General features: G+C 68.8%; 28 protein-coding genes. 20 read left to right on the top strand and 8 right to left on the bottom strand.

The window, feature by feature from the left end; translation table 11 throughout:
* The 18 genes from fliF (at position 1) to PPZ50_RS05275 (ending at position 16,508) form a co-directional block, all read left to right on the top strand.
* Entirely contained in the window at positions 1-1,701 is a 1,701-nt protein-coding gene (gene fliF, locus PPZ50_RS05360) for a flagellar basal-body MS-ring/collar protein FliF (RefSeq protein WP_066693758.1), read from the top strand.
* Complete coding sequence (gene fliG / locus PPZ50_RS05355) at positions 1,698-2,705, top strand: flagellar motor switch protein FliG (RefSeq protein WP_066693760.1); 1,008 nt, start codon at positions 1,698-1,700, stop codon at positions 2,703-2,705. The genes fliF and fliG overlap by 4 nt, the downstream gene beginning before the upstream one ends.
* Positions 2,698-3,459: a FliH/SctL family protein gene (locus PPZ50_RS05350; protein ID WP_066693762.1), complete on the top strand. Its 762-nt coding sequence runs from the start codon at positions 2,698-2,700 to the stop codon at positions 3,457-3,459. The genes fliG and PPZ50_RS05350 overlap by 8 nt, the downstream gene beginning before the upstream one ends.
* Positions 3,459-4,787 carry a FliI/YscN family ATPase gene (locus PPZ50_RS05345; RefSeq protein WP_066693764.1) on the top strand — a complete coding sequence of 443 codons (1,329 nt, stop codon included), beginning with the start codon at positions 3,459-3,461 and terminating at the stop codon, positions 4,785-4,787. The genes PPZ50_RS05350 and PPZ50_RS05345 overlap by 1 nt, the downstream gene beginning before the upstream one ends.
* Positions 4,780-5,208: a hypothetical protein gene (locus PPZ50_RS05340; protein ID WP_232308057.1), complete on the top strand. Its 429-nt coding sequence runs from the start codon at positions 4,780-4,782 to the stop codon at positions 5,206-5,208. Before PPZ50_RS05345 ends, PPZ50_RS05340 begins: the two co-directional genes overlap by 8 nt.
* Positions 5,209-5,239: 31 nt before the next feature.
* Entirely contained in the window at positions 5,240-7,819 is a 2,580-nt protein-coding gene (locus tag PPZ50_RS05335) for a flagellar hook-length control protein FliK (protein ID WP_272815733.1), read from the top strand.
* An 11-nt stretch (positions 7,820-7,830) separates the two neighbouring features.
* Positions 7,831-8,514 carry a flagellar basal body-associated FliL family protein gene (locus PPZ50_RS05330; protein ID WP_066693771.1) on the top strand — a complete coding sequence of 228 codons (684 nt, stop codon included), beginning with the start codon at positions 7,831-7,833 and terminating at the stop codon, positions 8,512-8,514.
* Positions 8,515-8,520: 6 nt separating this feature from the next.
* Positions 8,521-9,474, top strand: a complete 954-nt coding sequence (locus tag PPZ50_RS05325) for a flagellar motor switch protein FliM (RefSeq protein ID WP_066693773.1) — start codon at positions 8,521-8,523, stop codon at positions 9,472-9,474.
* The gene (fliN, locus tag PPZ50_RS05320; RefSeq protein ID WP_055758402.1) at positions 9,471-9,767 is read left to right on the top strand and encodes a flagellar motor switch protein FliN; all 297 of its coding nucleotides are present in this window, start codon (positions 9,471-9,473) and stop codon (positions 9,765-9,767) included. Before PPZ50_RS05325 ends, fliN begins: the two co-directional genes overlap by 4 nt.
* Complete coding sequence (locus PPZ50_RS05315) at positions 9,767-10,021, top strand: FliO/MopB family protein (protein WP_066693775.1); 255 nt, start codon at positions 9,767-9,769, stop codon at positions 10,019-10,021. Before fliN ends, PPZ50_RS05315 begins: the two co-directional genes overlap by 1 nt.
* Positions 10,022-10,104: 83 nt before the next feature.
* Positions 10,105-10,956 carry a flagellar type III secretion system pore protein FliP gene (gene fliP, locus PPZ50_RS05310; protein ID WP_084401817.1) on the top strand — a complete coding sequence of 284 codons (852 nt, stop codon included), beginning with the start codon at positions 10,105-10,107 and terminating at the stop codon, positions 10,954-10,956.
* 4 nt (positions 10,957-10,960) lie between these two features.
* Positions 10,961-11,233 (top strand): flagellar biosynthesis protein FliQ, encoded by a 273-nt coding sequence (gene fliQ / locus PPZ50_RS05305; RefSeq protein ID WP_055788675.1) that lies wholly within the window; start codon positions 10,961-10,963, stop codon positions 11,231-11,233.
* A gap of 265 nt (positions 11,234-11,498) precedes the next feature.
* On the top strand, positions 11,499-12,281 hold the full coding sequence (fliR, locus tag PPZ50_RS05300; protein ID WP_066693777.1) for a flagellar biosynthetic protein FliR: 783 nt from the start codon (positions 11,499-11,501) through the stop codon (positions 12,279-12,281).
* Positions 12,278-13,405, top strand: coding sequence for an EscU/YscU/HrcU family type III secretion system export apparatus switch protein (locus PPZ50_RS05295; RefSeq protein ID WP_126012997.1), 1,128 nt, complete (start codon positions 12,278-12,280; stop codon positions 13,403-13,405). Before fliR ends, PPZ50_RS05295 begins: the two co-directional genes overlap by 4 nt.
* Before the next feature lie 51 nt (positions 13,406-13,456).
* Positions 13,457-14,962, top strand: coding sequence for a flagellar filament capping protein FliD (fliD, locus tag PPZ50_RS05290; protein WP_066693782.1), 1,506 nt, complete (start codon positions 13,457-13,459; stop codon positions 14,960-14,962).
* Complete coding sequence (gene fliS, locus PPZ50_RS05285) at positions 14,962-15,363, top strand: flagellar export chaperone FliS (RefSeq protein WP_066693785.1); 402 nt, start codon at positions 14,962-14,964, stop codon at positions 15,361-15,363. The genes fliD and fliS overlap by 1 nt, the downstream gene beginning before the upstream one ends.
* A 200-nt stretch (positions 15,364-15,563) precedes the next feature.
* The gene (locus PPZ50_RS05280; protein ID WP_066693788.1) at positions 15,564-16,097 is read left to right on the top strand and encodes an NADPH-dependent FMN reductase; all 534 of its coding nucleotides are present in this window, start codon (positions 15,564-15,566) and stop codon (positions 16,095-16,097) included.
* A 63-nt stretch (positions 16,098-16,160) separates the two neighbouring features.
* Positions 16,161-16,508, top strand: a complete 348-nt coding sequence (locus PPZ50_RS05275; RefSeq protein ID WP_084401807.1) for a GIY-YIG nuclease family protein — start codon at positions 16,161-16,163, stop codon at positions 16,506-16,508.
* A gap of 25 nt (positions 16,509-16,533) precedes the next feature.
* On the opposite strand, the gene PPZ50_RS05270 is transcribed toward PPZ50_RS05275, so the two are convergent.
* From PPZ50_RS05270 to argH, 5 genes are all read right to left on the bottom strand, one after another.
* Complete coding sequence (locus PPZ50_RS05270) at positions 16,534-17,487, bottom strand: zinc transporter ZntB (RefSeq protein WP_066693790.1); 954 nt, start codon at positions 17,485-17,487, stop codon at positions 16,534-16,536.
* The gene (locus PPZ50_RS05265) at positions 17,484-18,245 is read right to left on the bottom strand and encodes a precorrin-2 dehydrogenase/sirohydrochlorin ferrochelatase family protein (protein ID WP_066693975.1); all 762 of its coding nucleotides are present in this window, start codon (positions 18,243-18,245) and stop codon (positions 17,484-17,486) included. The genes PPZ50_RS05270 and PPZ50_RS05265 overlap by 4 nt, the downstream gene beginning before the upstream one ends.
* The gene (gene lysA / locus PPZ50_RS05260) at positions 18,236-19,501 is read right to left on the bottom strand and encodes a diaminopimelate decarboxylase (protein WP_066693801.1); all 1,266 of its coding nucleotides are present in this window, start codon (positions 19,499-19,501) and stop codon (positions 18,236-18,238) included. Before lysA ends, PPZ50_RS05265 begins: the two co-directional genes overlap by 10 nt.
* Positions 19,502-19,658: 157 nt before the next feature.
* Positions 19,659-19,898 (bottom strand): lipoprotein, encoded by a 240-nt coding sequence (locus PPZ50_RS05255; protein ID WP_066693803.1) that lies wholly within the window; start codon positions 19,896-19,898, stop codon positions 19,659-19,661.
* Positions 19,895-21,259, bottom strand: a complete 1,365-nt coding sequence (argH, locus tag PPZ50_RS05250; protein WP_066693805.1) for an argininosuccinate lyase — start codon at positions 21,257-21,259, stop codon at positions 19,895-19,897. The genes PPZ50_RS05255 and argH overlap by 4 nt, the downstream gene beginning before the upstream one ends.
* 121 nt (positions 21,260-21,380) lie before the next feature.
* Here argH and PPZ50_RS05245 point away from each other — a divergent pair, with 121 nt between their 5' ends.
* Complete coding sequence (locus PPZ50_RS05245) at positions 21,381-21,866, top strand: TlpA family protein disulfide reductase (protein WP_332307362.1); 486 nt, start codon at positions 21,381-21,383, stop codon at positions 21,864-21,866.
* Positions 21,867-21,985: 119 nt separating this feature from the next.
* On the opposite strand, the gene PPZ50_RS05240 is transcribed toward PPZ50_RS05245, so the two are convergent.
* From PPZ50_RS05240 to PPZ50_RS05230, 3 genes are read right to left on the bottom strand one after another with little or no spacing between them, the layout of a single operon-like run.
* On the bottom strand, positions 21,986-22,321 hold the full coding sequence (locus PPZ50_RS05240) for a hypothetical protein (protein WP_066693809.1): 336 nt from the start codon (positions 22,319-22,321) through the stop codon (positions 21,986-21,988).
* A 34-nt stretch (positions 22,322-22,355) separates the two neighbouring features.
* A complete protein-coding gene (locus PPZ50_RS05235; RefSeq protein WP_066693811.1) occupies positions 22,356-22,691 on the bottom strand; it encodes a hypothetical protein in 336 nt (111 codons plus the stop codon).
* Between the two features lie 43 nt (positions 22,692-22,734).
* Positions 22,735-23,883, bottom strand: coding sequence for a phospholipase D-like domain-containing protein (locus PPZ50_RS05230; RefSeq protein ID WP_157092800.1), 1,149 nt, complete (start codon positions 23,881-23,883; stop codon positions 22,735-22,737).
* Positions 23,884-24,007: 124 nt separating this feature from the next.
* On the opposite strand from PPZ50_RS05230, the gene rpoZ reads away from it, so the two are divergent.
* The gene (gene rpoZ, locus PPZ50_RS05225) at positions 24,008-24,352 is read left to right on the top strand and encodes a DNA-directed RNA polymerase subunit omega (protein WP_066693817.1); all 345 of its coding nucleotides are present in this window, start codon (positions 24,008-24,010) and stop codon (positions 24,350-24,352) included.
* Positions 24,353-24,376 lie beyond the last annotated feature (24 nt).

Raw genomic sequence — 24,376 nt, 5'->3', positions numbered from 1 at the left:
ATGGAAAACGCTCTCGCCACCACCGGTGCAGGCGGCGTTCCCGCCCCCGCCCCCGCAGCGCCCGCCAAATTCGCTAACCCGCTGACCCAGATCGGCGGGCTGATGAAGCAACCCGCCGTCAAGCGCAGCCTGCCGATGATCTTCGTCGTCGGGCTGGTGCTGTCGGCGGCGCTGGCGTGGATGGCGCTCGCCACTCCGCCGCAGCGCACGTTGTTCCCGTCGCTGCCCGACAGCGACAAGCAGGCGGTCGTCGACGCGCTGGGCGCGGCGAAGATCAGCAGCAGCGTGGACGATTCGGGCGGCATCACCGTCGCCGAGGACGATTATCACCGCGCGCGGATTTTGCTGGCCGGACAGGGCCTGCCCAAGGCGGCGCCGGGCGGCTATGCGATCCTCGACCAGCTGCCGATGGGCGTGTCGCGCGCCGTCGAGGGCGAGCGGCTGCGCCAGGCGCGCGAGACCGAACTGGCCAAGTCGATCGGCGAGATCGAATCGGTGGCGGATGCGCGCGTCCACCTGGCGATGCCCGAAAGCTCGGTGTTCGTGCGCGACAATGCGCAGCCCTCCGCCTCGGTCATCGTCCGCCTCGAACCCGGCCGCAGCCTGACCCAGGCGCAGGTCCGTTCGATCGTCAACCTCGTCGCCTCCTCGATGCCGGGGATGAAGGCCGATCAGGTGACGATCATCGACCAGATGGGCGCGCTGCTGAGCAAGCCGACCGACGGGTCGGAAGGATCGACCCTGTCGGACGAGCGGATCGATTATCAGCGCCGTATCGAGGACAAGTATCGCGCGCAGCTCAACACGCTGCTGACCCCGCTGCTGGGCGCCGGCAATTTCTCGGCCGAGATCCAGGCCGATGTCGATCTGGACCAGAGCCAGGCGACGCGCGAAAGCTATGACAAGCAGGGCGTCGTCCGCGCCGAACAGGGCAACTGGGCCGGCAACACGCCCGGCGAAACCGCCCCCGGCGGCGTGCCCGGCGCGCTGAGCAACACCCCGCCCGCCGCCTCCACGCTGGCGACCGCGACCCCGGGTCCGGCGGGTGCGACGGTGCAGCCCGGCACCGCGCCCGGCGCCACCCCGCCGGTCAAGACCACCGAGAATTTCAGCCGCGCCTATGACCTGGGCAAGGAAGTGTCGGTGACCCGCGCCGCGCCGGGATCGATCCGTCGCCTGTCGGTCGCCGTGCTGCTGCGCGAACCCGAAGGCGCCAAGCCGCGTACCCCGGCCGAAATCCAGCAGATCAACGACCTCGTGAAGGCGGCGGTCGGCTATAACCAGCAGCGCCAGGACACGGTGACGGTCATCAGCCGCAAGTTCTCGCCCGAGGCGGTCGCCGGCGACGTCGCCCGCCCGTGGTACGATGCCGACTGGGTGCCGATGGCGGCGCGCAACGGCACCGCGCTCATCATCGCGCTGCTGGTGCTTTTCATGGGCGTCCGCCCGATGGTCAAGGCGATCAACGAGCGGCGCAAGGCCGATGCCGCCGCCGAGACCGCCCGCGTCGCCGCCGCCGAAGCTGCCGCGCAGGCCGCGCTCAACGCCCCCGCCGGACCAGCGCCGGTCAGCATGGAGATGCTGGAAACCGCGCAGAATTACGACGACCGGGTCGGCCTCGTCCGTGGCTTCACGCGCGACAATCCGACGCGCGCCGCGCTCGCCATTCGTGACATGATCCAGTCGGATACCAAGCAGTGAACGCCCCCGTCCGTATCCAGAGCGGCGTCGAGCGCGCCGCCGTCCTGATGATGCTGGTCGGCGAGGAGGAAGCCGCCGCCATCCTGCAGAAGCTGGAACCCGAAGAGGTGCAGCAGCTGGGCAAGGCGATGTTCAGCGTCGCCGATGTCAGCGAGGACGAGGTGTCGGTGGTGCTCGACGATTTCGTCGAGAAGGCGCGCGAGCGCACCACGGTCGGCTTCGATCCGCGCCCGCACATCGAAACGGTGATGAACAAGGCGCTGGGCCAGGACAAGGCGGAGAGCGTGCTGGCCAAGATCACGCCGGTCGAGACCGCGTGCCAGATCGAGCTGCTCGACTGGATGGATGCGGCCGAGATCGTCAGCCTGATCAAGGACGAGCATCCGCAGATCGCTGCCGTCCTGCTCGCCAACCTCGACCCGAGCGTCGCGGCGCAGGTGCTCGAAGGACTGCCCGAAGCGTCGCAGCCGCAGATTCTGCACCGTATCGCCAAGCTGGGCCCGATCACGCCCGAGGCGATCGATACGCTGAAGTCGATGGTCGCGCGCCGCTCGACCGGTCGCACCAGCGGCACCGGCGTGCAGCTGGGCGGGGCGAAGGATGCCGCGAAAATCCTGTCGTCGGGCCGCAAGGCGACCGAGACGCGGGTCATGCCCAAGCTGGCCAAGATCGACCGCGACATCGCCCGCCAGATCGAGGACCAGCTGTTCGTCTTCGACAATCTGCTGGAGATGGACGACAAGAATCTGGGCGTACTGATCCGCAACGTCGACAGCGACCTGCTGGTCCGGGCGCTCAAGGGCGTGGACGAGAATGCGCGCAACCGCTTCCTCGGCTGCATGTCGGCGCGCGCCGCCGACGGCATTCGCGACGAGATGGAGGCACGCGGCCCGATGAAGCTGGCCGAGGTGCTCGATGCGCAGAAAGGCGTCATCACCGTCGCGCGCAACCTGGCCAAGGACGGGACGATCATGATGGGCGGCGGCGACGACGATTATGTTTGAGAGCGCCGCCTCCCCCGCCCCCGCCAACGGCTTCGTCGCCGGCTTCGCCAGCCGCCATGTCGCGGCGGCGGACATCCTGGCCCGCGCCTTCGGTACGCCCGATCCGTTCGCGGCGACCGGCGTCGTGCCGGTTCGTCCGGCCGATTCCGGCGCGACCGCCGCTGCCCAGCAGCCGGTCGGCCCGAAGCATTTCCGCCCGGCCGATCCCGATGCCAACCCGACCGAGGGATGGGACCCGTTCAGCGCGGTGGTGGACGACAGCGTCCACGCGCTCGATCCGGTCGCAGAGGCGCATGCGGCGGGCTATGCCGAGGGGCTGGCCGCGGCGGCCGCTGCCAGCCAGTCCGACACGGCGCGCGACCATGCGCTGCTGGCGAAGCTGGCCGAAGCGCTGGGCGCCGCGACCCATATCGACCGCGAGGCGATGGCCGCGCGGCTGCGCGAGACGGTGCTGACGCTGGTGCGGCAGATCGTGGGCGAGGTCGGCGTATCAGCCAACCACCTGATCGAACGGATCGACGCCGCCGCCGACCTGCTGGCCGATGGCGCCGAATCCGCGATCCTGCGCATGCACGAAGCGGATGTGCCGCTGGTCGAGGGCAAGCTGCCCAAGGCGGTGTTCCCGGTCGCCGACGCCCATGTCGAGCGCGGCGGCTTCATCCTCGAATCCGCCTCGACCGTGGTCGAGGATGGCCCGTCGCTGTGGCTGGAACAGCTTGGCGCGGAAATCGAAACCGTACCGGTGCCCCGCTGATGCTGAACCGTTTCGCCGAAAACTATCTGGGCGCGCTGGCCCCGACCGACTTCCGTCCGCGCGCGCGGGTGGCGGGCAAGCTCGCCAGCTATGACGGGCTGTTGATGGAAGCGGTCGGGCTGTCGCTACCGGTCGGGACCGTGTGCCAGGTCGGCACCGGCGATGGCGGCATGGTCGAGGCGGAGGCAATCGGTTTCCGCAACGGCCGGACGCTGATGATGAACCTGGGCGGCCCGGCACCGCTGCTGCCCGGTGCGCTGGTGCGGCCGGGCGACAAGCCGGGCGAGGCCGAGGTCGGCGACGCGATGCTCGGCCGGGTGGTCGATGGCGCGGGCAAGCCGATCGACGGCAAGGGGCCGATCCGGGGTGCGGGCCGCTGGCCGCTCGCGGGGCGTATCCAGTCGCCGCTGGACCGGGGCCGCGTGCTGGAGCCGATGGATGTCGGCGTGCGCGCGATCAACGGGCTGCTGACCATCGGTCAGGGCCAGCGCGTCGGCATCATGGCTGGCTCCGGCGTCGGCAAGTCGGTGCTGCTGGGCATGATGGTCCGCGCCGCCAAGGCCGACGTGATCGTCGTCGGGCTGATCGGCGAGCGCAGCCGCGAGGTGTCCGACTTCCTCGAAACCAAGCTGAAGGGCGATGCGCGGGCGCGGTCGGTCGTGGTCGCGGTGCCGGCCAATCATTCGCCCGTGCTGCGCATCCGCGGGGCGCTGCGCGCGACCGCGATTGCCGAGGCGTTTCGCGAACAGGGCAAGAAGGTCCTGCTCATCATCGATTCGCTGACCCGCGTCGCCCATGCCGGCCGTGAGATCGGGCTGGCGCTGGGCGAGCCGGCGTCGGCACGCGGCTATCCGCCCTCGGCCATCGCGATGCTGCCGGGGCTGATCGAGCGGGCGGGCACCTGCGTGCGCACCGGCGGGTCGATCACGGCGATCTATACCGTGCTGGCCGATGGCGACGATAACAGCGATCCGGTGGTCGATTCGGCGCGCTCGATCCTCGATGGGCATATCGTGCTGAGCCGTCAGCTGGCCGAGCGCGGCGTCTATCCGGCGATCGACCTGGGACCCTCGGTCAGCCGGGTGATGACCGACATTGCCGACAAGCCGCATCTGGCCGCCGCGCGGGTGCTGCGCCGGCATCTGGCGACGTATGAGGAAAATCGCGATCTGGTGCTGATGGGCGCCTATCGCCCCGGCACCGATCCGGCGATCGACGGGGCGCTGGCGGCGCATCCGGCGGTCATGGAATATGTGAAGCAGGATTCGGACGAGGTCGTGTCGCTGGACGATGCCGTCGCCGAGCTGGTGGGTGTGTTCGGTGGCTGAAAAGGCCAAGCGCCTCGCCCGCGTGCTGCGCGTGCGCACCATGCAGCTGAACCTGACGCAAGCCGAGGAGGCGCGCGCCGCCGCCCGCGTGGCGGAAGAGATCGCGCTGCGCGACCGTATCCTCAATCTGGCGCAGGCGGTGTCGCCGGTGCCGACGCCGAGCGCCAGCGCACAGACGCTGGGCGCCGCCGCCCATTATCGCGAAAAGCTGCATGCGACCGCGCGGGTGGTCGAGCATCGCGTGGCGCAGGCCGATGACGGCCTGACCCGCGCCCGGTCGGCGACGATGGCCGCCAAGCGCGACCAGAGCGCGGTCGAAAAGCTGCTGGAGCGCGCCCATGCCGCCCGCGCGCTGCGGGAATTGCGCGCGCTGGAAAACGCGCCGCCGGTCCGTCGGCCCAATCGGCACGATCCTTGCTGATCGACCGGTCGAACGCTTGACGGATCGACCTATGCAGCTTCTCTCGGCCCTTTCCAGCACCACCTCCCCGCTTGCGATGCAGGTGATGCCGCTTGTCGGATCGCCGGCGGGCGACTTCGCCGCGTTGATCGCGGACATGGTGCCGGCGGGGGATGCGGCAGTTGCGACCGGCCCGGTCGAGCGGCAGGCGGCTGCCCTGGGCGGCAACGGATTGCCGGTGGCGATTGCCGCCCCGGTCGCCTTGGTCGAGATGCCCGTCGTCGCGGCACCCGCGGTCACGCCGCCCCTGCCGGCCTCGGCGACCGAGGCGGTGCTGATGCTCCCGGTCGAGGCGGACGCGCCCGTCGCCAAGCCGGCGGTCGCGCCGGTGCTGGCGGCGACGGCAGCGATCGGCGTGCTGGCGAGCGTGTTGCCTGAGGAAGAGACGGTCGAAGCCCCGCCGCGTACCGAGGATGTCGCGCTGCGTACCCTGCCGATGCCGGTGCCGACCCGCTTCGCCGCACCCCAGCCGCGTGTGAAGCGGTCTGAAACCCCGCCGCACGACGCAGTGCCGCTTCCCGGCGAGGACGAGGCGGACGAACCGGACCAGCCGGCGGCACAGGGCGAAGTGGCTCTGCCCGCGCCCCAGCCGACGCCCGAGCCGGGGGAGGCAATCCTCCTGCCGCCCGCCCCGCCGATCGCCGAACGGCCAGTGCCGGCGCGGCAGGACGCAACGGCGGCGGTGGTCATCGAACAGGGGCAGGTCGTCGCGGCGGAACCCGCTGCCGCGACTCCACCGATGCGGATGGCGAAACGGGGTGCCGCTGCGGCTCCCGCTATGGCGCAGGTGCCTGCCCCACCGACCGGCACCGCCGATCCGACCGTGGGCGTTGTGACGCCGCTCGACACCGACCGAGTCGTGCCGGTCCATGTCGTCGTGCCGCAAGCAACCGACGACGCCGCACCGATGGCGGCGAAGCCGGTTGCCGGCGATGCCGCACCGCCTGCGCGGCCGGGCGTGTCGGCAGCGCAGATGCCCCTGCAATCCGTCGCATCGCGCGATGCCGTCGATACCCGACCGGTCGCGTCGCCGGTCGTGTCCGCAACATCGGCGCCTGCCGTGTCGCCTGCGCCCTCTGCCGACGCCCAAGCGGTTGCCTCCCCCGTTTCCGACGCGGCGGACATGGTCGCGGTCGCGGTCGAGTCGATGCCGTTGCGCCAGCCGCCGGCCGACCTCGCCGCACCGCGCACGCGTCCGTTGGTCGCGACCGACGGCAGTCGCCCGCCCGAGGCTGCGCGTTCGGCATCGATCCCGGCTCGCCCGGTCGTGCTGCCGAGCGAGGCCGTCGCCATTCCGCAAGCCGTTCCGGGCGACGTGATCCAACCACGGCCGACGCCGTCCCTCGTCGCTGATCCGATCGCGATAGCCGTGCGACCGGCGGGCACTGCGGCGGGCGAGGCGATCGTGGCATCGGTTCCGTTGCCGGATGCCGCGGAGCTTCGTCCGGTGGTCACTGACGCCGTTGTCGCCGATATTGCCGTTGAAGCCCGACGCACTGCCCCAACCCTCCGCCCGTTGGCGGAAACGACGCCCGCGTCCGTGCCGCCGGTCGCACGTGCCGAATCGCAGCCGATCAGGTCCGCTATGCCGGCAACGGCATCGCTGCCGGACGCCACGCCGGTTACGTCGCGCGAAGCCGTGCAGGCCGATCGCGCGCCGATCAACGGCGAAGCCGCCGCCTCGGTCACGCTGGTCGCCGCGCCCGCAGCGCAGCCGGTCCCGAACAGCGCGCCGGTCACCCGCCTCGCGCCCGCCCAGCCGAGCGATACCGCGCCGGTGGTTGGGGTGACGGTCGATGGCACGACCGTCCACGCTGCGATCGATGCGCCGACCGTCGCGCCGGCAACGCCCCCGGTCATGCGCGTCGCGCGGACCCAGCCGAGCGATACCGCTCCGGTGGTCGAGGCGAAGGTCGACGGTACGACCGTCCGCCATGCCGTCGATGCGCCGGCCGCCGCACCCGCGACGACGCCAATCACCCGCCTCGCCCCCGCTCCGGTGCCGGATGCCGTGGCAGCGATCGACGTGGCACCGGTCGATGCCGACACGCTCGCCCCGCGCCCGCGGCGCGACGACGACCTGTCGGTTCCGACGACCGGCGCGCCGCAAGCCGCCGACGCCGCCGTGCTGCGTCCGGTCGCGCCCACGTCGCACGCCGCCCAGCCGACGCTCGACACCCGCCAGCCGCAATGGGTCGAGGGGATGATCGACCGCATCCAGACGCTGCGCGAATCGAGCGCCAGCAATAGCGGCGAAACGCGCATCCGCCTGTCGCCGGACGCTCTGGGCGATGTCGAGGTGGCGGTGCGGATGGGTGATGACGGCAAGCTGCATGTCCACTTCGCCAGCGACAATGCCGATGCCGGACGCCTGCTGGCCGAAGCGCAGCCGCGCCTGGTCCAGATGGCCGAGGCGCGCGGGCTGAAGCTGGGCGGCATGCAGGTCGATGTCGGATCGCAGCAATCGCAGCGCCAGGCGCAGGACCAGGGCAATCCCGCCCCCCGCGCGCCACGCCCCGCCACCACACAAGCAAACACGCAAACCACCCGATCCGATGATCGTATCGCCTGAGGAAGCATGACATGAGCGACAAGGACGCGCCGGAGGAAAAACCGGCCAAGAAGAAGGGCAAGCTCGGCAAGATCATCGTCATGGCGGTGGGCGTCATCGTCCTGCTGGGCGGCGGCGTCGGCGCCGGGCTGTATGCCAGTTCGTCGGGCCTGATCGGCGGCGGGCATGGCAAGGAAGGCGAGCATGAGGAGGTCAAGAAGGACCTGCCCAAGCTGGTCCCCAAGTCCGAGGAAGTGAAGGCGAGCGCCGGCGGCGGCGAGGGTGGCGGCGAAGGCGGCGGCCATGGCGGCGGCGAGGGCGGTGAAGGCGGCGGCGAGGCCGCGGCCAATAACGGCGAAGGCGGCCGCCCGACGCCGGAGATGGAAGGCGGTGACCGCTATGCATCGAGCTATTACGCGATGGAAAAGGAGTTCACCTCCAACCTGGCGGACAGCACGCATTTCATCCAGGTCGGCGTCGCCATCTCGACCTCCTACGATCACAAGGTCCTCGACAATCTGAAGACCCACGAGATCGCGATTCGCTCGGCGATCCTGCTGGCGCTCGGCGAGACGACCGAGGATCAGGTGTTCACTGCCGAGGGCAAGAAACAGCTGTCGCTGCGGATCAAAAAGGCCATCAACGACACACTTGAGCAGAAAGAGGGCTTTGGCGGCATCGGTAACGTTTATTTTACCCAATTTGTCGTTCAGTAAACGCGCATGGTTAACGCGCCATCCACCTCCGCGCCCGAGCGCCGCGAACGGAGCCGCCGGAGTCCGGCGGCGTCGCACGTCCCGACGCTCGGCGCGGCGAACCTCAATCCGTTCGGCGATCTCCACGCGCTGGAGCATCTGTCGGCGCGGATGGCGCGGTCGATGCGGCAGGTGTTCGAACCGCTGCTGCGCCGGGGCGTGCGCAGCTGGGCCGAGCCGGTCGAGGTGGATCGATTCGCGGGCTATATCGCCGCGCGGCGCAAGGACCGGCTGACCGGCTGGGTGCCGCTTACGCTGTCGACCGGGGGAAGCCCGGCGATCATCGTGTTGGACGGCGCGTTCCTGCTCGAAGTGCTCGATATCTTCTTCGGCGGGTTCGGCGAGGCCCCCTCCCCGCTGCCGATCGAGTTTTCCCCGGCGGCCGAGGCGATGCTGCGCCGGCTGGCAGGCGCGATCGCCCAGCCGCTGAGCGAGGCGTGGGGACCGCTGGCGGGCATCAGCTTCGAACCGGGCAACCCCGAATCGAACGCGGCGATGATGGGCGCGATCGATGGCGAGGACGCGGTGATCGCGACCCGGTTCGGCATCGCGGCGGGCGATGCGGAGCCGACCTTCATCGATATCCTCTATCCCGTCGCCGCGCTGAAGCCCCATGCGCCGCAGCTGTCGACCAAGGTCCATGGCAAGAGCGCGCCCGATCCCAAATGGCTGTCGGGCCTGACCCGTGCGGTCATGTCGGTGAAGCTGCCGGTGCGATCGGTGCTGGCCGAACCGGTCGTGTCGCTCGCCATGCTGCTGGAGCTGAAGGAAGGCGACATCATCCCGATCAGCTTCGGCCCGCAGGTGCCGGTATGGGTATCCAACCGGCGGCTGGGCACCGGCACGGTCGGCACCGCCAACGGACAGGCCGCGATCAAGCTCAACACCATCGACCCCGGTTTCGAAGAGGAATTCCAATGAACGAGATGACCGGCGGCTTCCCCGCCGAAGCGTCGCTCGCCGCCAATTTCAAGCTGTTGCAGGATGTCGACGTCCGCCTGACCGTCGAGATCGGGTCGACGCAGCTCACCTTGCGCGAACTGCTGGCGCTGAGCGAATCGAGCGTGATCGAGCTGGACCGCGCCGCCAACGAACTGCTCGACGTGTTCGTCAACGGCACGCTGATCGGGCGCGGCGAGGTGGTGACCGTCGGCGACCGCTTCGGCGTGCGCATGACCGAACTGGTCAGCCCGGACAAGCGGGTCAGCCGCTGATGATGTGGTCGTACATCCTGAAGCTGGTCATCCTGCTGCCGCTGGTCTGCGGGCTGATGATCGGCTGTCTGTATCTGTGGCGTCGGCTGGAAGCCCGGATGCCGGGCAATCAGGGCGAACGGCTGGTCAAGGTACGCGAGACGATGATGGTGTCGACCGGTACCAAGCTGGCCGTGCTGGAATTCGACGACCGGCTGCTGCTGGTATCGGTCGGCCGTAACGGGGTCACGCTGCTGGACCGGGGCGACAAGTGAATTTCGCGGGGGGGAAGATCGCGCCGGTCCTGGCGCGGATGCGGTATCGCCCGTCGCCGATCGCCGCCGCGCGCCGGCGGACGATGGCGACCGTGCCGGCACACACGGTGAAGGTCCGTCGCCCGGCGCGCACGCTGCCGCACTGGCGGTTCGAAGTCGCGCTGGCGGTGGTGGGCATCTTGCTGATGCTGTTCCTCGCCATGCCGGCAATGGCGCAGGGAGCGCCCGCCGCGCCTGCGCCGACGCCGGGGGCGGCCGATGCGCTCGACCGGGCGCTGGGGCAACTGGGCGGGGCGAACGACGCGCCGATGGCGCTGTCGCTGCAGATCCTCATCATCATGGGGCTGTTGTCGGTCCTGCCCGGCATATTGCTGATGATGACCAGCTTCACCCGGATCATCATCGTGCTGGCGGTGCTGCGCCAGGCGCTGGGCCTGCAACAGACGCCGCCCAACCAGGTGCTGATCGGCCTGTCGCTGTTCCTGTCGCTGTTCGTCATGTCGCCGGTGATCGGCCGCATCAACGAGACGGCGATCAAGCCCTATGCCGCCGGGCAGATCACATCGACGCAGATGATCGAGGCGGCCAGCCTGCCGCTCCATTCGTTCATGCTGAAGCAGACCCGGACCAAGGACGTGACGATGTTCGCGCAGATGGCCAAGATCGGCCCGATCGCGACGCCGGCCGACACGCCGTTCACCATCCTGCTGCCCGCCTTCGTCACATCGGAACTCAAGACCGCGTTCCAGATCGCCTTCCTGATCTTCCTGCCGTTCATCGTCATCGATCTGGTGGTCGCGACGGTGCTCATGTCGCTCGGCATGATGATGCTGTCGCCGACGATCATCTCGCTGCCGTTCAAACTGCTGCTGTTCGTGCTGGTCGATGGCTGGGCGCTGACGATGGGCAGCCTTGCCGCCTCTTTCGGGACGTAACGCCATGGTCGACGCAGGCTATTTCATGACCGTCGCGCGCGAGGCGATGTGGGTGCTGGCGCTGGTCGCGGCACCCATCCTGATTCCGGCGCTGTTGTCGGGTCTGATCCTCGGCATGATCCAGGCGGCGACGTCGATCAACGAACAGACGCTTTCGTTCGTGCCGAAGCTGGCGGTGGTCGGCATCAGCCTGGCAGTGTTCGGGGGGATGATCCTCGGGCTGCTCAGCGATTTCACGACGAGCATCTTCGAGCGGATTCCGGATCTGGTTCGGTGACGTTTGCGCGCTCTCCTTCCGTCATTCCGGCGGAGGCCGGAATCCATGGATGCAGGGACGTTTGCGGTCACTCGACGGCGCGGGACACAATGGATTCTGGCCGTCGCCGGAATGACGGGTTTGGTGAGGCGGCTCGCCTGCCCTCAAATAGCCGTACCCCGGCGGAGGCCGGGGTGCGCTTCAAGGGCGATACCTACCGTTGGCGTACCCCCGCCTACGCGGCGACACGGGTGCGCGCTTGGATGGCGTCGGGGGCATCCTCTCCATGCTAGGCTTCGGCCTCGCCGTCGAGCCACAGCTGTGGGCGCTGCTGTTCACCATGGTCCGCATCGGGGCGGCGTTCATCGTCGCGCCGCTGTTCGGCGCGGTGGCGATGCCGGTGCAGGTGCGGGTGCTGCTGTCGGGGGCGATCGCGGTGCTGGTGCTGAAGGCGCAGCCCTTCGCCATCCCGACCGAAGTCTTTTCGCTGACCACCTTCCTCAGCATCGCCGCCGAGGGGCTGGTCGGCCTCGCCATCGGCCTCGTCCTCCAGATCGCGTTCGCCGCACCCGTCATCGCCGCCGAGATCATCGGCATCTCGATGGGCATCGGGTTCGCGGCGATGGTCGATCCGCAGAACGGCGCGCAAAGCCCGGCGCTCGGCACCTTTTTGTCGGTACTGCTGACGCTGCTGTTCCTTTCGCTCGACGGGCATCTGCTGCTGATCGACCTGATCGTGCGCTCCTATGAGCTGTTGCCGCCGGGTGCCGCGTGGCTGTCGCCCGCCAAGCTGGAGAATATCGCGATCTTCGGCGGCTATGCGTTCCTGTCGGGGTTGCTCCTCGCCCTGCCCGTTGGCTTCCTGCTGCTGTGCCTCAACCTCGTCATGGGGATGCTGTCGCGCTCGGCGCCCGCGCTCAACCTGTTCGCGGTCGGCCTGCCCGCCAGCCTGTTCGTCGGGGTCGTCGCCTTGTTCGTCGCCTTGCCGGCGATGACCGACTATATGCTGGTCATCGTGCAGGAGGCGCTGGACGCCGCCAATACGCTGGTGCTGGGAGGCGTGCGGTGAGCGAGGACAAAACCGAAAGCCCAACCCAGAAGCGCCTCGACAAGGCGCGCGAAGACGGCGACATCCTCAAGTCCAAGGAACTGGGCGCGGCGCTCGTCATCCTGGCCGGCTGTGCATGGCTCGCGCTGCTCGGCCCCTCGCTGGTGGGCGCCTGCAAGGCGATCATGACCGCCAGTTTCAGTTTCGGCCGCGCCGATGTGGAGGATTTCCAGCCCTGGCGCCCGCTGGTCGAGGCGGGGTGGAAATTGCTGCCGTCGCTGGGCGGTATCCTCGCGCTCGCCGTCTCGGCCAGCATCCTTGCGCAGGCGGGGCTGACCGGCATCCGCTTCAACGGCGGCGCGCTGGCGCCCAAGGGATCGCGGATCAACCCGGCATCGGGGATGAAGCGCATCTTCGGCACACAGGGCTGGATCGAACTCGGCAAGTCGCTGCTGAAGGTCGTCCTGCTCGGCGCCATCGGCTATGTCATGCTGAAGAAAGCGGCCGTCAGCTCGGTGGGCCTCGTGTCGTCGAATGTCGACCAGGCGGTCGGCGATCTCGGCGGCACGTTCCTGACGCTGCTGTTCGTGATGGCGGGCGGACTGGTGCTGATCGCGGGCCTCGACGTGCCGCTGGCGATCTTCCAGCGGATGCAGCGCCTGCAGATGACCAAGCAGGAAGTGCGCGACGAGCATAAGGAAAGCGATGGCGATCCGCATGTGAAGGCGCAGATCCGCCAACGCCGCCACGAGATCCTGAAGGGCGGCTTCCGGCAGGCGGTGGGCGAGGCGCAGGTCGTTCTGACCAACCCGACGCACTTCGCGGTCGCGCTGCGCTACGACCATGGCCGCGACCAGGTGCCGGTGGTGGTGGCCAAGGGACGCGGGGCGACCGCCCTCGCCATTCGCGAGCTGGCGGCGGAGGCCAAGGTGCCGATGCTTGAATATCCGCAGCTCGCCCGCGCCGTCTATTACACCAGCCGCCAGGGGCAGGAGATCCGCGACGACCTGTACCTTGCGATCGCCACCGTCCTCGCCTTCGTCATGGGGGTCAACCGGCAGGCGGGCGGCATCCAGCCGCCGGTGACCGTGCCGCCCGAGGCGCGCTATGACGAGAACGGCAATCTTGCGGTAAAAAACCCCTAAAGATTCAGGCCACGGTGCCGTTCGATGGGGGAGACGGACCGGGGACCCACGATGGCGATCACGACGAGCAGTGCGACGGCCACCGCCACCACGGCCAAGACGACGACCACGACCAAGGCGACCACCCCCAACCTCGCCAACGCATTGGGCGCGGGATCGGGCGTCGACACCGCCGCGCTGGTCAAGAGCCTGGTCGAGGCGCAGTTCGCCAACAAGAACGCCCGGCTGACCCGGCAGGCCGAAACGCTGACCGCGCAGGTGTCCGCCGTGTCCGAACTGAAATCGGGCATCACCGGATTTGCCAGCGCGCTCACCACCCTGTCCGAAAGCGGCGGGCTGACCACCCAGCTGACCAGCAGCAGCGCGGCGGTGAAGGTGTCGACCGCCAAGGGTGCGACGGTCGCAAGCCTGAACGCCAGCGTCAGCGTCGCCCGGCTCGCCACGCCGCAGGTCGCAGTGACCAAGGAATCGTTCAGCACCACCGGATCGGTCGGCACCGGCACGCTCCAGCTGAAACTGGGCAGCGTGAAGGAGGACGGCACCTTCGCCGCGAACGGCACGACCATCCCGCCGATCACCATCACGTCGAGCGACGCGGCGTCGCTGCAGAAGGTCGCCGACAAGATCACCGCCGCCAAGGCGGGCGTCACCGCCAGCGTCGTGACCGACGCCAATGGCCAGCGGCTCGTGCTGCGCAGCACCGATGGCGCGAACCAGGCATTCACCCTGACCGCGACACCCGACAGCGGCAGCGTCTCGCCGGGCCTCGAACGGCTGAACGTCGATTTCGACAGCAGCACGACCGATGGTGCCGAAGTGGTGACCCGGGCGGGCAACGCGGTGTTCAGCATCGACGGCGTGCCGATGGTCAGCGCGTCCAACAAGATCACCGGCGCGGACGGCGTCACGCTGGAATTGAAGGCGGTGACGACCGATGGCCCGGTGACGCTGAGTTCGTCCAAGCCGACCGAGGCGCTGACCGAAGCGGTGAACAATGTCGTCGCGGCATATAACGAGATGCTGGCGTCGGTGAACAAGGCGACCGATGCGATCACCGGCGACCTGCGCGCCGACCCGGCGGCGCAGGCGATGAAGCGGTCGTTGCAGAAGCTGACCAGCGCCGACCTGACCGGCAAGACCGACGGCACCCCGACCACGCTGGCGGCGATCGGCGTGGCGACGAACAATGACGGGACGCTGCGGGTCGACAAGACGCTGCTCGCCTCCGCCATCGCCAACAATCCCGATGCGGTCGAGGCGATGTTCGCCGCCGCGACCGGCAGCGACGGCACCACCGGCAAGAGCCTGCCCGCCGCGCTCAACCGGATCGCGGCCACCGCCAAGAGCACCACGCTGGGGCTGGGCGCCAGCGACAAGCGCTATGCCGAGGCGCAGGGCGCGCTCGCCAAGGAACAGGCCAAGGTCGCCGAACAGACCGAGGCGACCTCCACCCGCATGACGCAGCAATTCGCGGCGTCGGAAGCGCGGGTCGCCGCGTACAAGGCACAGCAGACCTTCATGGAAAACCAGATCAAGATGTGGACGCGGAGCGAATAATGACCCGCTATGCCACCGCTCTGGCGGGCGATCCCGCCCAGACCTATCGCTCGGTCGACCTGGCCGCCCGCACCGGCGGCGCCGATCCGCATGCTTTGGTGTCGCTGCTGTACGAGGAAGCGATCCGCGCGCTGCGCTCCGCCGCCTGGGCGACCAATAATCGCCAATATGCGATGAAGGGCGAACGGGTGACCCGCGCGACCGCGATCCTGTTCGCGCTCGAAGCCGGCCTGGATTACGAAAAGGGCGGCGACCTGTCGCAGACGCTGTCGCGGCTCTACACCGGCCTGCGCGAGCAGATCGTCAATGCGAGCATCGGGCAGGATGCCCAGCCGTTCCTGAACGCCGCCGCGTCGCTGACCGACATTGCCGAGGCGTGGGAAGCGGTCCGGCCGCGATAGGGCGGACGGCTCGGATCGCAACGTTCTTGGTCACCCCGGACTTGATCCGGGGTCCCGCTATCGGTCACCCGCAGAAGAAGAAGCGGGACCCCGGGTCAAGCCCGGGGTGACGTTTTGGCAGGCGGTGGCACTCGCATCCCTCCCCGACCGCCCCTTCTCAACGGTGGCATCGCGCCCCGTGATCCGCTAGCGGTGCGCGCATGAAGCAACCGCATATCGTCGCGCTGGGGGGCACGCTGCGCCCGACTTCGGGCACCGCCGCCGCGCTGGAACGGGCGCTGACCCATGCCAAGGCGCTGGGCGCGCGCACCACGCTGCTGACCGGGCCGGCGATCGACTTCCCGAACTACGAACCCGAGGCGGCAGGCGGCAATCCGCGCATCCAGTCGTTCCTGCGCGCGCTGCGCGATGCCGACGGGATCATCATCGGGTCGCCGGGCTATCACGGGACGCTGTCGGGGCTGGTGAAGAACGCGCTGGACCATGTCGAACTGCTGCGCCGCGACGACCGCGTCTATTTCGACGGGATGCCGGTCGGCATCGTCGCGACGGCGGCCGGGTGGCAGGCAGCGGTGGCGACGATGACCACCCTGCGCACCGTCGCCCACGCGCTGCGCGGCTGGCCGACGCCGGTCGGGGTGGCGATCAACACCGTCGAGGACGGCGCGATCGACAAGGCCGACGGGCAGCTGCGGCTGATGGTCGAGCAGATGATCGGCTTCGTGGCGCGGTAGGGCGCTTTTTCTTGTTACCCCGGACTTGTTCCGGGGCCCACCGCAAGAATAAGGAAGTCGTTCATGGTCGAACGCCTACCTTGCGTCTATATTCTCGCCAGCGCCCGAAATGGAACGCTCTACACCGAGGTCACGTCCGACTTGGTGCGCCGGATAGCGCAGCATCGCGAAGGCACTTTTGGCGGGTTTACTGCCGAGAAAAACATCAAACGGCTCGTCTATTGGGAAATCGCCGCCACGATGGAAGCTGCCATCTATCGTGAGAAAACTGTCAAACGGTGGCGGCGGGACTGGAAGCGCAACCTGATCGAACGGGACAACCCCGCTTGGAACGACCTTGCGATAGGATTGGGCTTCGAACCCCTGCCATCGCCCAGCCGCCCGGTGGACCCCGGAACAAGTCCGGGGTGACGTAGTGGGTGGCGCAACGGTTGCCCTACCGCCCGATCCAGTGTTTCCGGACGAACCACGCCACGATCCCTGCGCTCATCGCCACGCACAGACCGACGACCCCGGCGAACGCCCAGGGTTCGTCGGCAAAGGGGATCCCCTTCACGTTCATGCCGAGCAGGCCGGTCAGAAAGGTCAGCGGCAGGAACACCATCGCCACGATCGCGATCTGGAGCGAGCGCTGGTCGAGCTGTTCGGCGCGCAGGTCGGTCAGCGTTTCGTGGACCAGCGCGGCGCGTTCGCGGATCGAATCGACCTCCTCTGCCATGCGCGCGGCGCGGTCGGCGGCGGCGGCGAGGTGGAGGCGGTCGTCGGCCTGCAGCCAGTCGCCGGGCAGTTGCCCCAGCTTTTCGAGCGCCGAACGCTGCGGCACGAGGAAGCGGCGATAGCCAATCGCGCGGACGCGGGTATGGGTGACGGCACGGCGCTGTTCGAAGATGCGGGTGGGGTCCAGCGCCTCCTCGCATTCGTCGAGCGTGTCGCCGAGATCGGCGATCAGCGGGTCGAGCTGTTCGGTGATCGCGCTGGCGAAGGCGACGATCAGGTCGCCGGGATCGGCCACCTCGCCACGCTCGACCCGGTCGACGACGGTGTGGAACGCGGTCAGCTTGCGCCGGGTGACCGAATGGACGCGGCCCGCGCTGGCATAGAGGCGGACCGAGGCGAGCGGATCGGCGCTGCTGAGCACATCGTCGGACAGGCCGCGCAGGTTGACGAACGCCCCCTTGCCGATCGCATCGCAGCGCGGGCGGGTCTCGACCGCGGTCAGCGGGTCGATGACGTAATCGGGCAGATGGGCATGGTCGCGCAGCCATTTGGCGACCACCTCCCCCTCGCCATGCAGATGGATCCAGGTGAAGCCGCCGGTCGCATCGACCGCCGCCAGCGGATCGATCGGCGTCGCCCGCCCGCCCTCGATATGCCACGCGCGACAGGTCATGCGAGGTCGATCGTCAGGCCGGGAAGCGGATCGGCGGGCAGCGGCCCCATGATCCGCACCGCATCGGCGCGGGCGCGGTCGAGGATCGCTGCGGGAACGTCCGCAGTGTGGTGGATGCGGTCGGCCTGCCCCAGCCAGCGGGCTTCGCGTAAGCTCAGATCGTCGGGATCGGGCGAGCGCAGGCGAATTGTCTCGACGCGGCCGGCGACCGGGGCGGCGCCGTCGAGCCACCGTTCGACCGCATCGTCGGGATGCGGGATCATCGGGTCGAGCGGACCATTTGCGGCGATGGCAGCACCAATGGCGCGACGGCGGTCGCCTCCGTCGGGGAAGCGCGTGCGCAGGGCGGCGCGGGCGGCGCCCAGCCCTTCGGCCAGTCGCCCGACCCCGGCGGGCAGGATCGCTTCCAGCCGCTGGCGGATCGCCGCCGCCAGCCCCGCCGACACGCCGCCGGTCGATATCGCGATCAGGATCGGCGAACGGTCGACGATCGCCGGCAGGGTGAAGTCGCAATCGGCCAGGCGATCGACCGCGTTGACGAGGATGCCGCGGGCCTTCAGCGCATCGATCGCGGTGCGCGCTTCGCCGTCATCCTCGACGGCGACGACGGCAATGCGGGCGTCGGCGGCATCGGCGACGACGGTCAGGCCGGTGCGTTCGAGCAGGCGGCGCTTGGCATCGGCCGCCTCACCCTCCCCCACCAGGATCACGCTGCGCCCGGCGGTGCGCAGCAGGATCGGCAGCCCGTTCACAACCAGGGCGGCAGGCGGTCGGCCTGGGCCAGCGCCTCGATCGGGGGACGTTCGCGCACCACCGCGAACCGGTCGCCGGCCACCAGTACCTCGGGCACCAAAGCGCGTGAGTTGTAGGTCGAGGCCATGGTCGCGCCGTAAGCGCCGGCGGTCATGAACGCGACCAGATCGTCGGCGGCCACCACGTCCATCTCGCGGCCCAGGGCAAAGGTATCGCCGGTCTCGCACACCGGGCCGACGATGTTGGTCACCGCCCGCTCGCCGGTCGGGGTCACCGCGCGGATGTCGTGATAGGCGTCGTAGAGGCTGGGGCGCAGCAGGTCGTTCATCGCCGCGTCGACGACGACGAACGGCGCGGTCGCGCCCTGCTTCACGCGGATGACGCGCGACACCAGCACGCCGGCATTGGCGACGATCAGCCGGCCGGGTTCGAACATCAGCCGCGCATCCCAGCCGGCGGTCGCGCGGGCGACCATCGCGCCGTATTCGGCCGGGCTGGGCGGCAGCGGCCTGGCGGGGTCGTAGGGGACGCCGAGGCCACCACCGAGATCGGCGTGGGTGATGTCGTGCCCCGCGGCGCGAAGGTCGCGGATCAGCGCACCGACCCGGCCGAACGCGGCTTCGAGCGGCAGCAGGTCGGTCAGCTGGCTGCCGATATGCACCGCGACGCCGCGTACCCTGATCCCCGGCAGCGATGCGGCATGGGCATAGGCGGCGGGGGCGGCGTGATAGTCGATGCCGAACTTGTTCTCCTTGCCGCCGGTCGAGATCTTCGCATGGGTGCCGGCTATCACGTCGGGGTTCACGCGGATGGCGATCTGCGCGACCTTGCCCAGCCGGGTCGCCACCGCCGACAGCATGTCGAGTTCGGGTTCGGATTCGATGTTGAACTGGCCGATGCCGGCGTTCAGCGCCTGCGCCATTTCGTCCGCGGTCTTGCCGACGCCGGAGAATACGACCTTGTTGGGGTCCATGCCGGCGTCGAGCGCGCGGTACAGCTCGCCGCCCGACACCACGTCCGCGCCCATGCCGGCGCGGGCAAGCGTGGCCAGCACCGCCTTGTTCGGATTGGCCTTCACCGCGAAGGCGACCAGCGGTTCGCCCTTGCCGAGGCCCGCGACGGCATCGCGGAACACATGGACATGCCGTTCGAGCGTCGCTGTCGAATAGACATAGACCGGCGTGCCGACCGCATCTGCGATGGCGGGCAGGCTGACATCCTCGGCATGGAGCGTGCCGTCGCGAAGGGTGAAATTATCCATGACTGGCCCTTTAGAACGACGGGGGCGGGTTGAGAATGGGTCCCCGCTCGTCATTCCCGCGAAGGCGGGAATCCATAGACGCAGGCTTTGGCGACTCCATCGCGCGGGTAGCGTGTATGGACCCCCGCCTGCGCGGGGGTGACGATGGAGCGCGTGGTCAGCGTGGCGGCAGAGCGAAGGGATCGTCGCCGCGCGCCTTCGATTCGGTCAGCAATTCGTCGCTGCGCGACGGCCGCTGCTGCGTCGTCGGGTCGAGCAGTTCGGCCGGGGTCGGCGTCGCGGTCGCGCCATAGGGCGCGGGCGGCAGCGACGCATTCTCGCGCGGGCGCAGGTCGCTGCGCTGGCCACAGCCGGCGAGGGCCAGCGTGACGACGGCGAGGGCGAGCGCGCGGCTCACCCCTGCCCCCGCGCGGCGGCGATGGCTTCGCGGACCCGATCGGGCGCGGTGCCGCCGAAGCTCTTGCGGCTGGCGACCGAGGCATCGACGCTCAGCACGTCGAAGATGCCGGCATGGATGCGGTCGTCGATGCCGGTCAGGTCGTCGATGGTCAGGCCGTCCAAGCGACAGCCCTTTTCCTCAGCCAGCTTGACCGCGCGGCCGGTGATGTGATGCGCCTCGCGGAACGGCACGCCCGCTTCGCGCACCAGCCAGTCGGCCAGATCGGTCGCGGTCGAAAAGCCGGTTTCGGCCGCCGCGCGCATGCGATCGGGGCGGAAGGTCGCGCTTTCGACCATGCCGGTCATCGCCGCGATCGACAGCGCCAGCAGATCGGTCGCCTCGAACACCGGCGGCTTGTCGTCCTGCATGTCCTTGGAATAGGCGAGCGGCAGGCCCTTCATCGTCACCATCAGCGACGTCATGCAGCCCATGATCCGCCCGCTATGCCCGCGCACCAGCTCGGCGGCGTCGGGGTTGCGCTTTTGCGGCATGATCGAGCTGCCGGTCGACCATTGGTCGCTCAAGGACACGAAGCCGAACATCTGCGACGCCCAGATCACGAACTCTTCCGCCAGGCGCGACAGGTGCAGGGAGCATTGTACGGCGGCGGTCAGATATTCGATCGCGAAGTCGCGGTCGGACACCGAATCAAGCGAATTAACCGTCGGCCCGGCAAAGCCCAGCGCCTTGGCCGTCGCATGGCGATCGAGCGGGAAGCCGGTCCCGGCCAGCGCCGCCGATCCGAGCGGGTTGTAGTTGAGCCGCGCGCGGCAATCGGCAAAGCGCCCGCGATCGCGCGCGATCATGCTGTGATAGGCCATCAGGTGATGGCCGAGCGTTACCGGCTGCGCGACCTGAAGGTGCGTGAAGCCGGGCATGACGGTGGCGGCATGTTCCTCGGCGCGCACCAGCAGCGCGGCCTGCAACTGGCCCAGCGCCGCATCGACCGCATCGATCGCATCGCGGGTCCACAGGCGGAAATCGGTCGCGACCTGATCGTTGCGCGAGCGCGCGGTATGCAGCCGCCCGGCGACCGGACCGATCTTTTCGGCCAGCCGCGCCTCGGTCAGCATGTGAATATCTTCGAGCGTCAGATCGTCGGGCACGCCCTGTTCGGCATAGTCCGCCGCGACCGCGTCCAGTCCGTCGAGGATCTTCGCGACATCGGCCTGGTCGACGATGCCCTGCGCGCCCAGCATCGTTGCGTGCGCCTTGGACCCGGCGATATCCTGTCGCCACATCCGCTTGTCGAAGGGGATCGAGGCGTTTATCTCACGCATCACCGCCGACGGGCCTTCGGCGAAGCGCCCGCCCCACATGCTGTTGGAGCCTTCCATGCGCCCGGTAATCGCGCTTCTCCTTGGACTGAGCCTGTTCGTCGGCGCTTGCGATAAGCGAGCGGCCGCGCCGGAGCAAGCGGCTGCGGAAGGCGACGGCACCGTGCCCGACGTCGATACGCCCGCCAACGACGCCGCGCCCGAAGCGGCGGGCAAGATCGACCGCAGCCACAAGGGCGAGGCGATGCCGGCGTTCGCCTTTCAGGACGGCGCAGGCAAGCCGGTGACACTGGCCGATTTTCGGGGGAAGCCGGTGCTGATGAACCTGTGGGCGACGTGGTGCGCGCCGTGCGTGCGCGAGATGCCGACGCTGGATGCGCTGGCGGCGCGGGAGAAGGCGTCGCTGCACGTGCTGACCGTGTCGCAGGACATGGAGCCCGGGAAGGTGCAGCCGTTCCTGACCGAGCGAAAGCTGGCGAACCTGGTTGCCTATCGTGATCCGGAGCTGCAATTCTCGACCGGCATGGGCGTCAGCCTGCCGACGACGATCCTGTATGATGCGTCGGGCAAGGAATTGTGGCGGGTCACCGGGGGGATGGACTGGGCCGGGGCGAACGCGGCGAAGCTGATCGGCGAGGCACGAGGGTAAGCTACCGGCCTATCTCGTCACCCCGGACTTGACCCGGGGCCCCGCTTTCTACTGACCGCCGCAACAGAAGAAGCGGGACCCCGGATCAAGTCCGGGGTGACGGTTAGAGGGCGGCTTGCTCACCGATCCGGCGCACGTTCTGCGGGCGGCACCCCTGCCCCCTCGCCCGGTGCGTCGTCGTCGAAATTCTCGCCCTGTGCGCCGCCGCCGGCATTGGCGCCGCTGCCATGGACCTCGCCATCGGGGCCGATCGAGGCGCGGTGGCCGGCCTCGGGCGGGATTTCGCGGCCGTCGTCGGATGGCACGAAGCCGGGAGCACCGGCTTCGGCGGCGGCCTGTCGTGCCTGCCGCTCGCGGTCATATTCCTGGCCCGAATAGCCAATCGGGTTGTCGAAGGCGTTGAGCGGCTCGGTCCGCTTCGGATCGACCTGGGGATGCGCGGGGGTGTCGGCCATGGTGGTTCTCCTTGGCCAATATAACCGCTGCGGGTCAGCCGGCGTTCCCCGGCTCGTCCCGCGGTTCGAACCGGTTGCGCAGGCGCAGGCCGATGAACAGCATCGTCGGCCAGAACATCGTGTTGACGATATCGAGCAGCGTATCGTCCCAGCGCCACGACCCGTAATGCAGCCGGTCGAGCACCTCGTTGGCCAGTTCGGCCAGCGCCACCACCGCCAGCGGCACCGGTGTCGACAGGCGATACCCGGTCAGCACGCGGGTGGTCAGCAGCACCGCCATGCCGGCATGGACGTGCAACAGGCTGTCCGCCATGCCGGTGCCATCGCCGATTTCCTGAATCAGCTGTGCGTATAATGCGGGAATATCCATGCGGCTACGCGATGGACCAGCGTCGCGCGTACCTCAAGCGGCATCAGTCGCGGTTGAGCCAGACGGTGATTTCGGGATCGAGCACCGCCATCACGAAATAGGCCCCGGCCTGCTTCGTCCGCGTCCACCAGCCGGCGCGCGCGCGGTTCAATTCGCGCGTCACCCGCTGCGACTGCGCGACCTCCCGGTCCATATAGGCGCGCAGATGGGCAGCGAAGGCGGCATCCTCGACCCGCAGCATCAGTTCCATGTTCAGGAACATCGAACGCATGTCGAAATTGGCCGATCCGATATGCACCGCATCGTCGGCGACAAACAATTTGGTGTGCAGCTTGGTCGGGCGATATTCATAGAGTTCGGCGCCATGGCGCAGCAGGCTGCGATAGGTGAAGCGCGCCGCCAGCAGCGCGATGGCATGATCGGTCTTGGCCGGCACCACGATGCGCAGCCGCGTCCGCCGCGCCGCCCGGTCCAGCCGGCGGGTCATCAGCGGGCCGGGCGCGAAATAGGCGGCGATCATGTCGATCCGCTCGCTATGGCGGATTTCGTACTTCACCATTCGCGCCCAGGGCGACAGCCGCCGCGACGGCCCGCCGAGCAGCCAGCGGATCGGGCCGCTATCCTCGCTCCATTCGTTCAGCAGGCGCGACAATTTGCGAAGCGGCGCGCCGGGCAGCGCGGTCCATGCCTTCAGCGCATCAAAATAACCGGCCAGCCGCCCGGCGGCGGGACCTTCGACGATCAGCCCCAGGTCGCGCCACGCCTGATCCTCGATAGTGCCGAAATAGGCGTCCTCGATATTGAAACCGCCGACGATCACCCGTGCGTCGTCGGCCAGCGCCAGCTTCTGGTGATTGCGCAGCAGATAGCGCCGGCCGATGCGCGGCACGAACACGCAGACATCGCCGCCCGCCGCGCGCAGCGGTTCGAAGAAACGGCGATTGGCTGCCGCCTCCGCACCCAGCCCGTCGACGATCAGCGACACCTGTACCCCGCGCCTGGCGGCATCGACCAGCGCATCGCGGACGCGGACGCCGGACGCATCCTCTTCCCAGATATAGAACAGGAAGCGCAGCGAATGGCGCGCGCCGTCGATCAGCGCCAGCAGCGCGGACAGCCGCTCCGGCCCTTCCGTCAACAGCGTCAGCCGGTTTCCGGCGACGGTGAAGGTCGGCTCCTGGCCGTCGTGCATGCCCGCTCCCATCCGTTGCCATGGCGTAACGGCCGGGCGGCACCCAAGTTTCATTGACTTTCCGCCCGTCCCCGCGTAGGCAGCGGGCTTTCCGATACCCTCCGTTTTGCAAGGAAGGCGTTTCATGGCGCGCGTCACCGTCGAGGATTGCGTCGACAAGATCCCCAACCGTTTCGACCTGGTGTTGATGGCCGCCCAGCGCGCCCGCCAGATTTCGGGCGGTGCCGAACTCACCCTCGATCGCGACCGCGACAAGAACCCGGTCGTGGCGCTGCGTGAAATCGCCGAGGAAAACATCACGCCGGACCATCTGCGCGAGGCGGTGATCACCTCGATGCAGAAGGTGCAGATCGACGATGAGGAAGCACCGGACGAACTGGGCTCGCTGGCCGCATCGGCAGAGGCGCTCCGCCTCACCGCCGCCGCCCCGCCGCGCAACCAGAATGTCGGTGGGGATTATGACGGCTGAGGCTGTCGGGTCTTTCTGATGCGA

The sequence above is a fragment of the Sphingomonas hankookensis genome, assembly GCF_028551275.1.
Lineage (GTDB): Bacteria > Pseudomonadota > Alphaproteobacteria > Sphingomonadales > Sphingomonadaceae > Sphingomonas > Sphingomonas hankookensis_A.
Note: the sequence above shows the minus strand (reverse complement) of the source record. Positions and strands in the feature narration are given on the sequence as shown.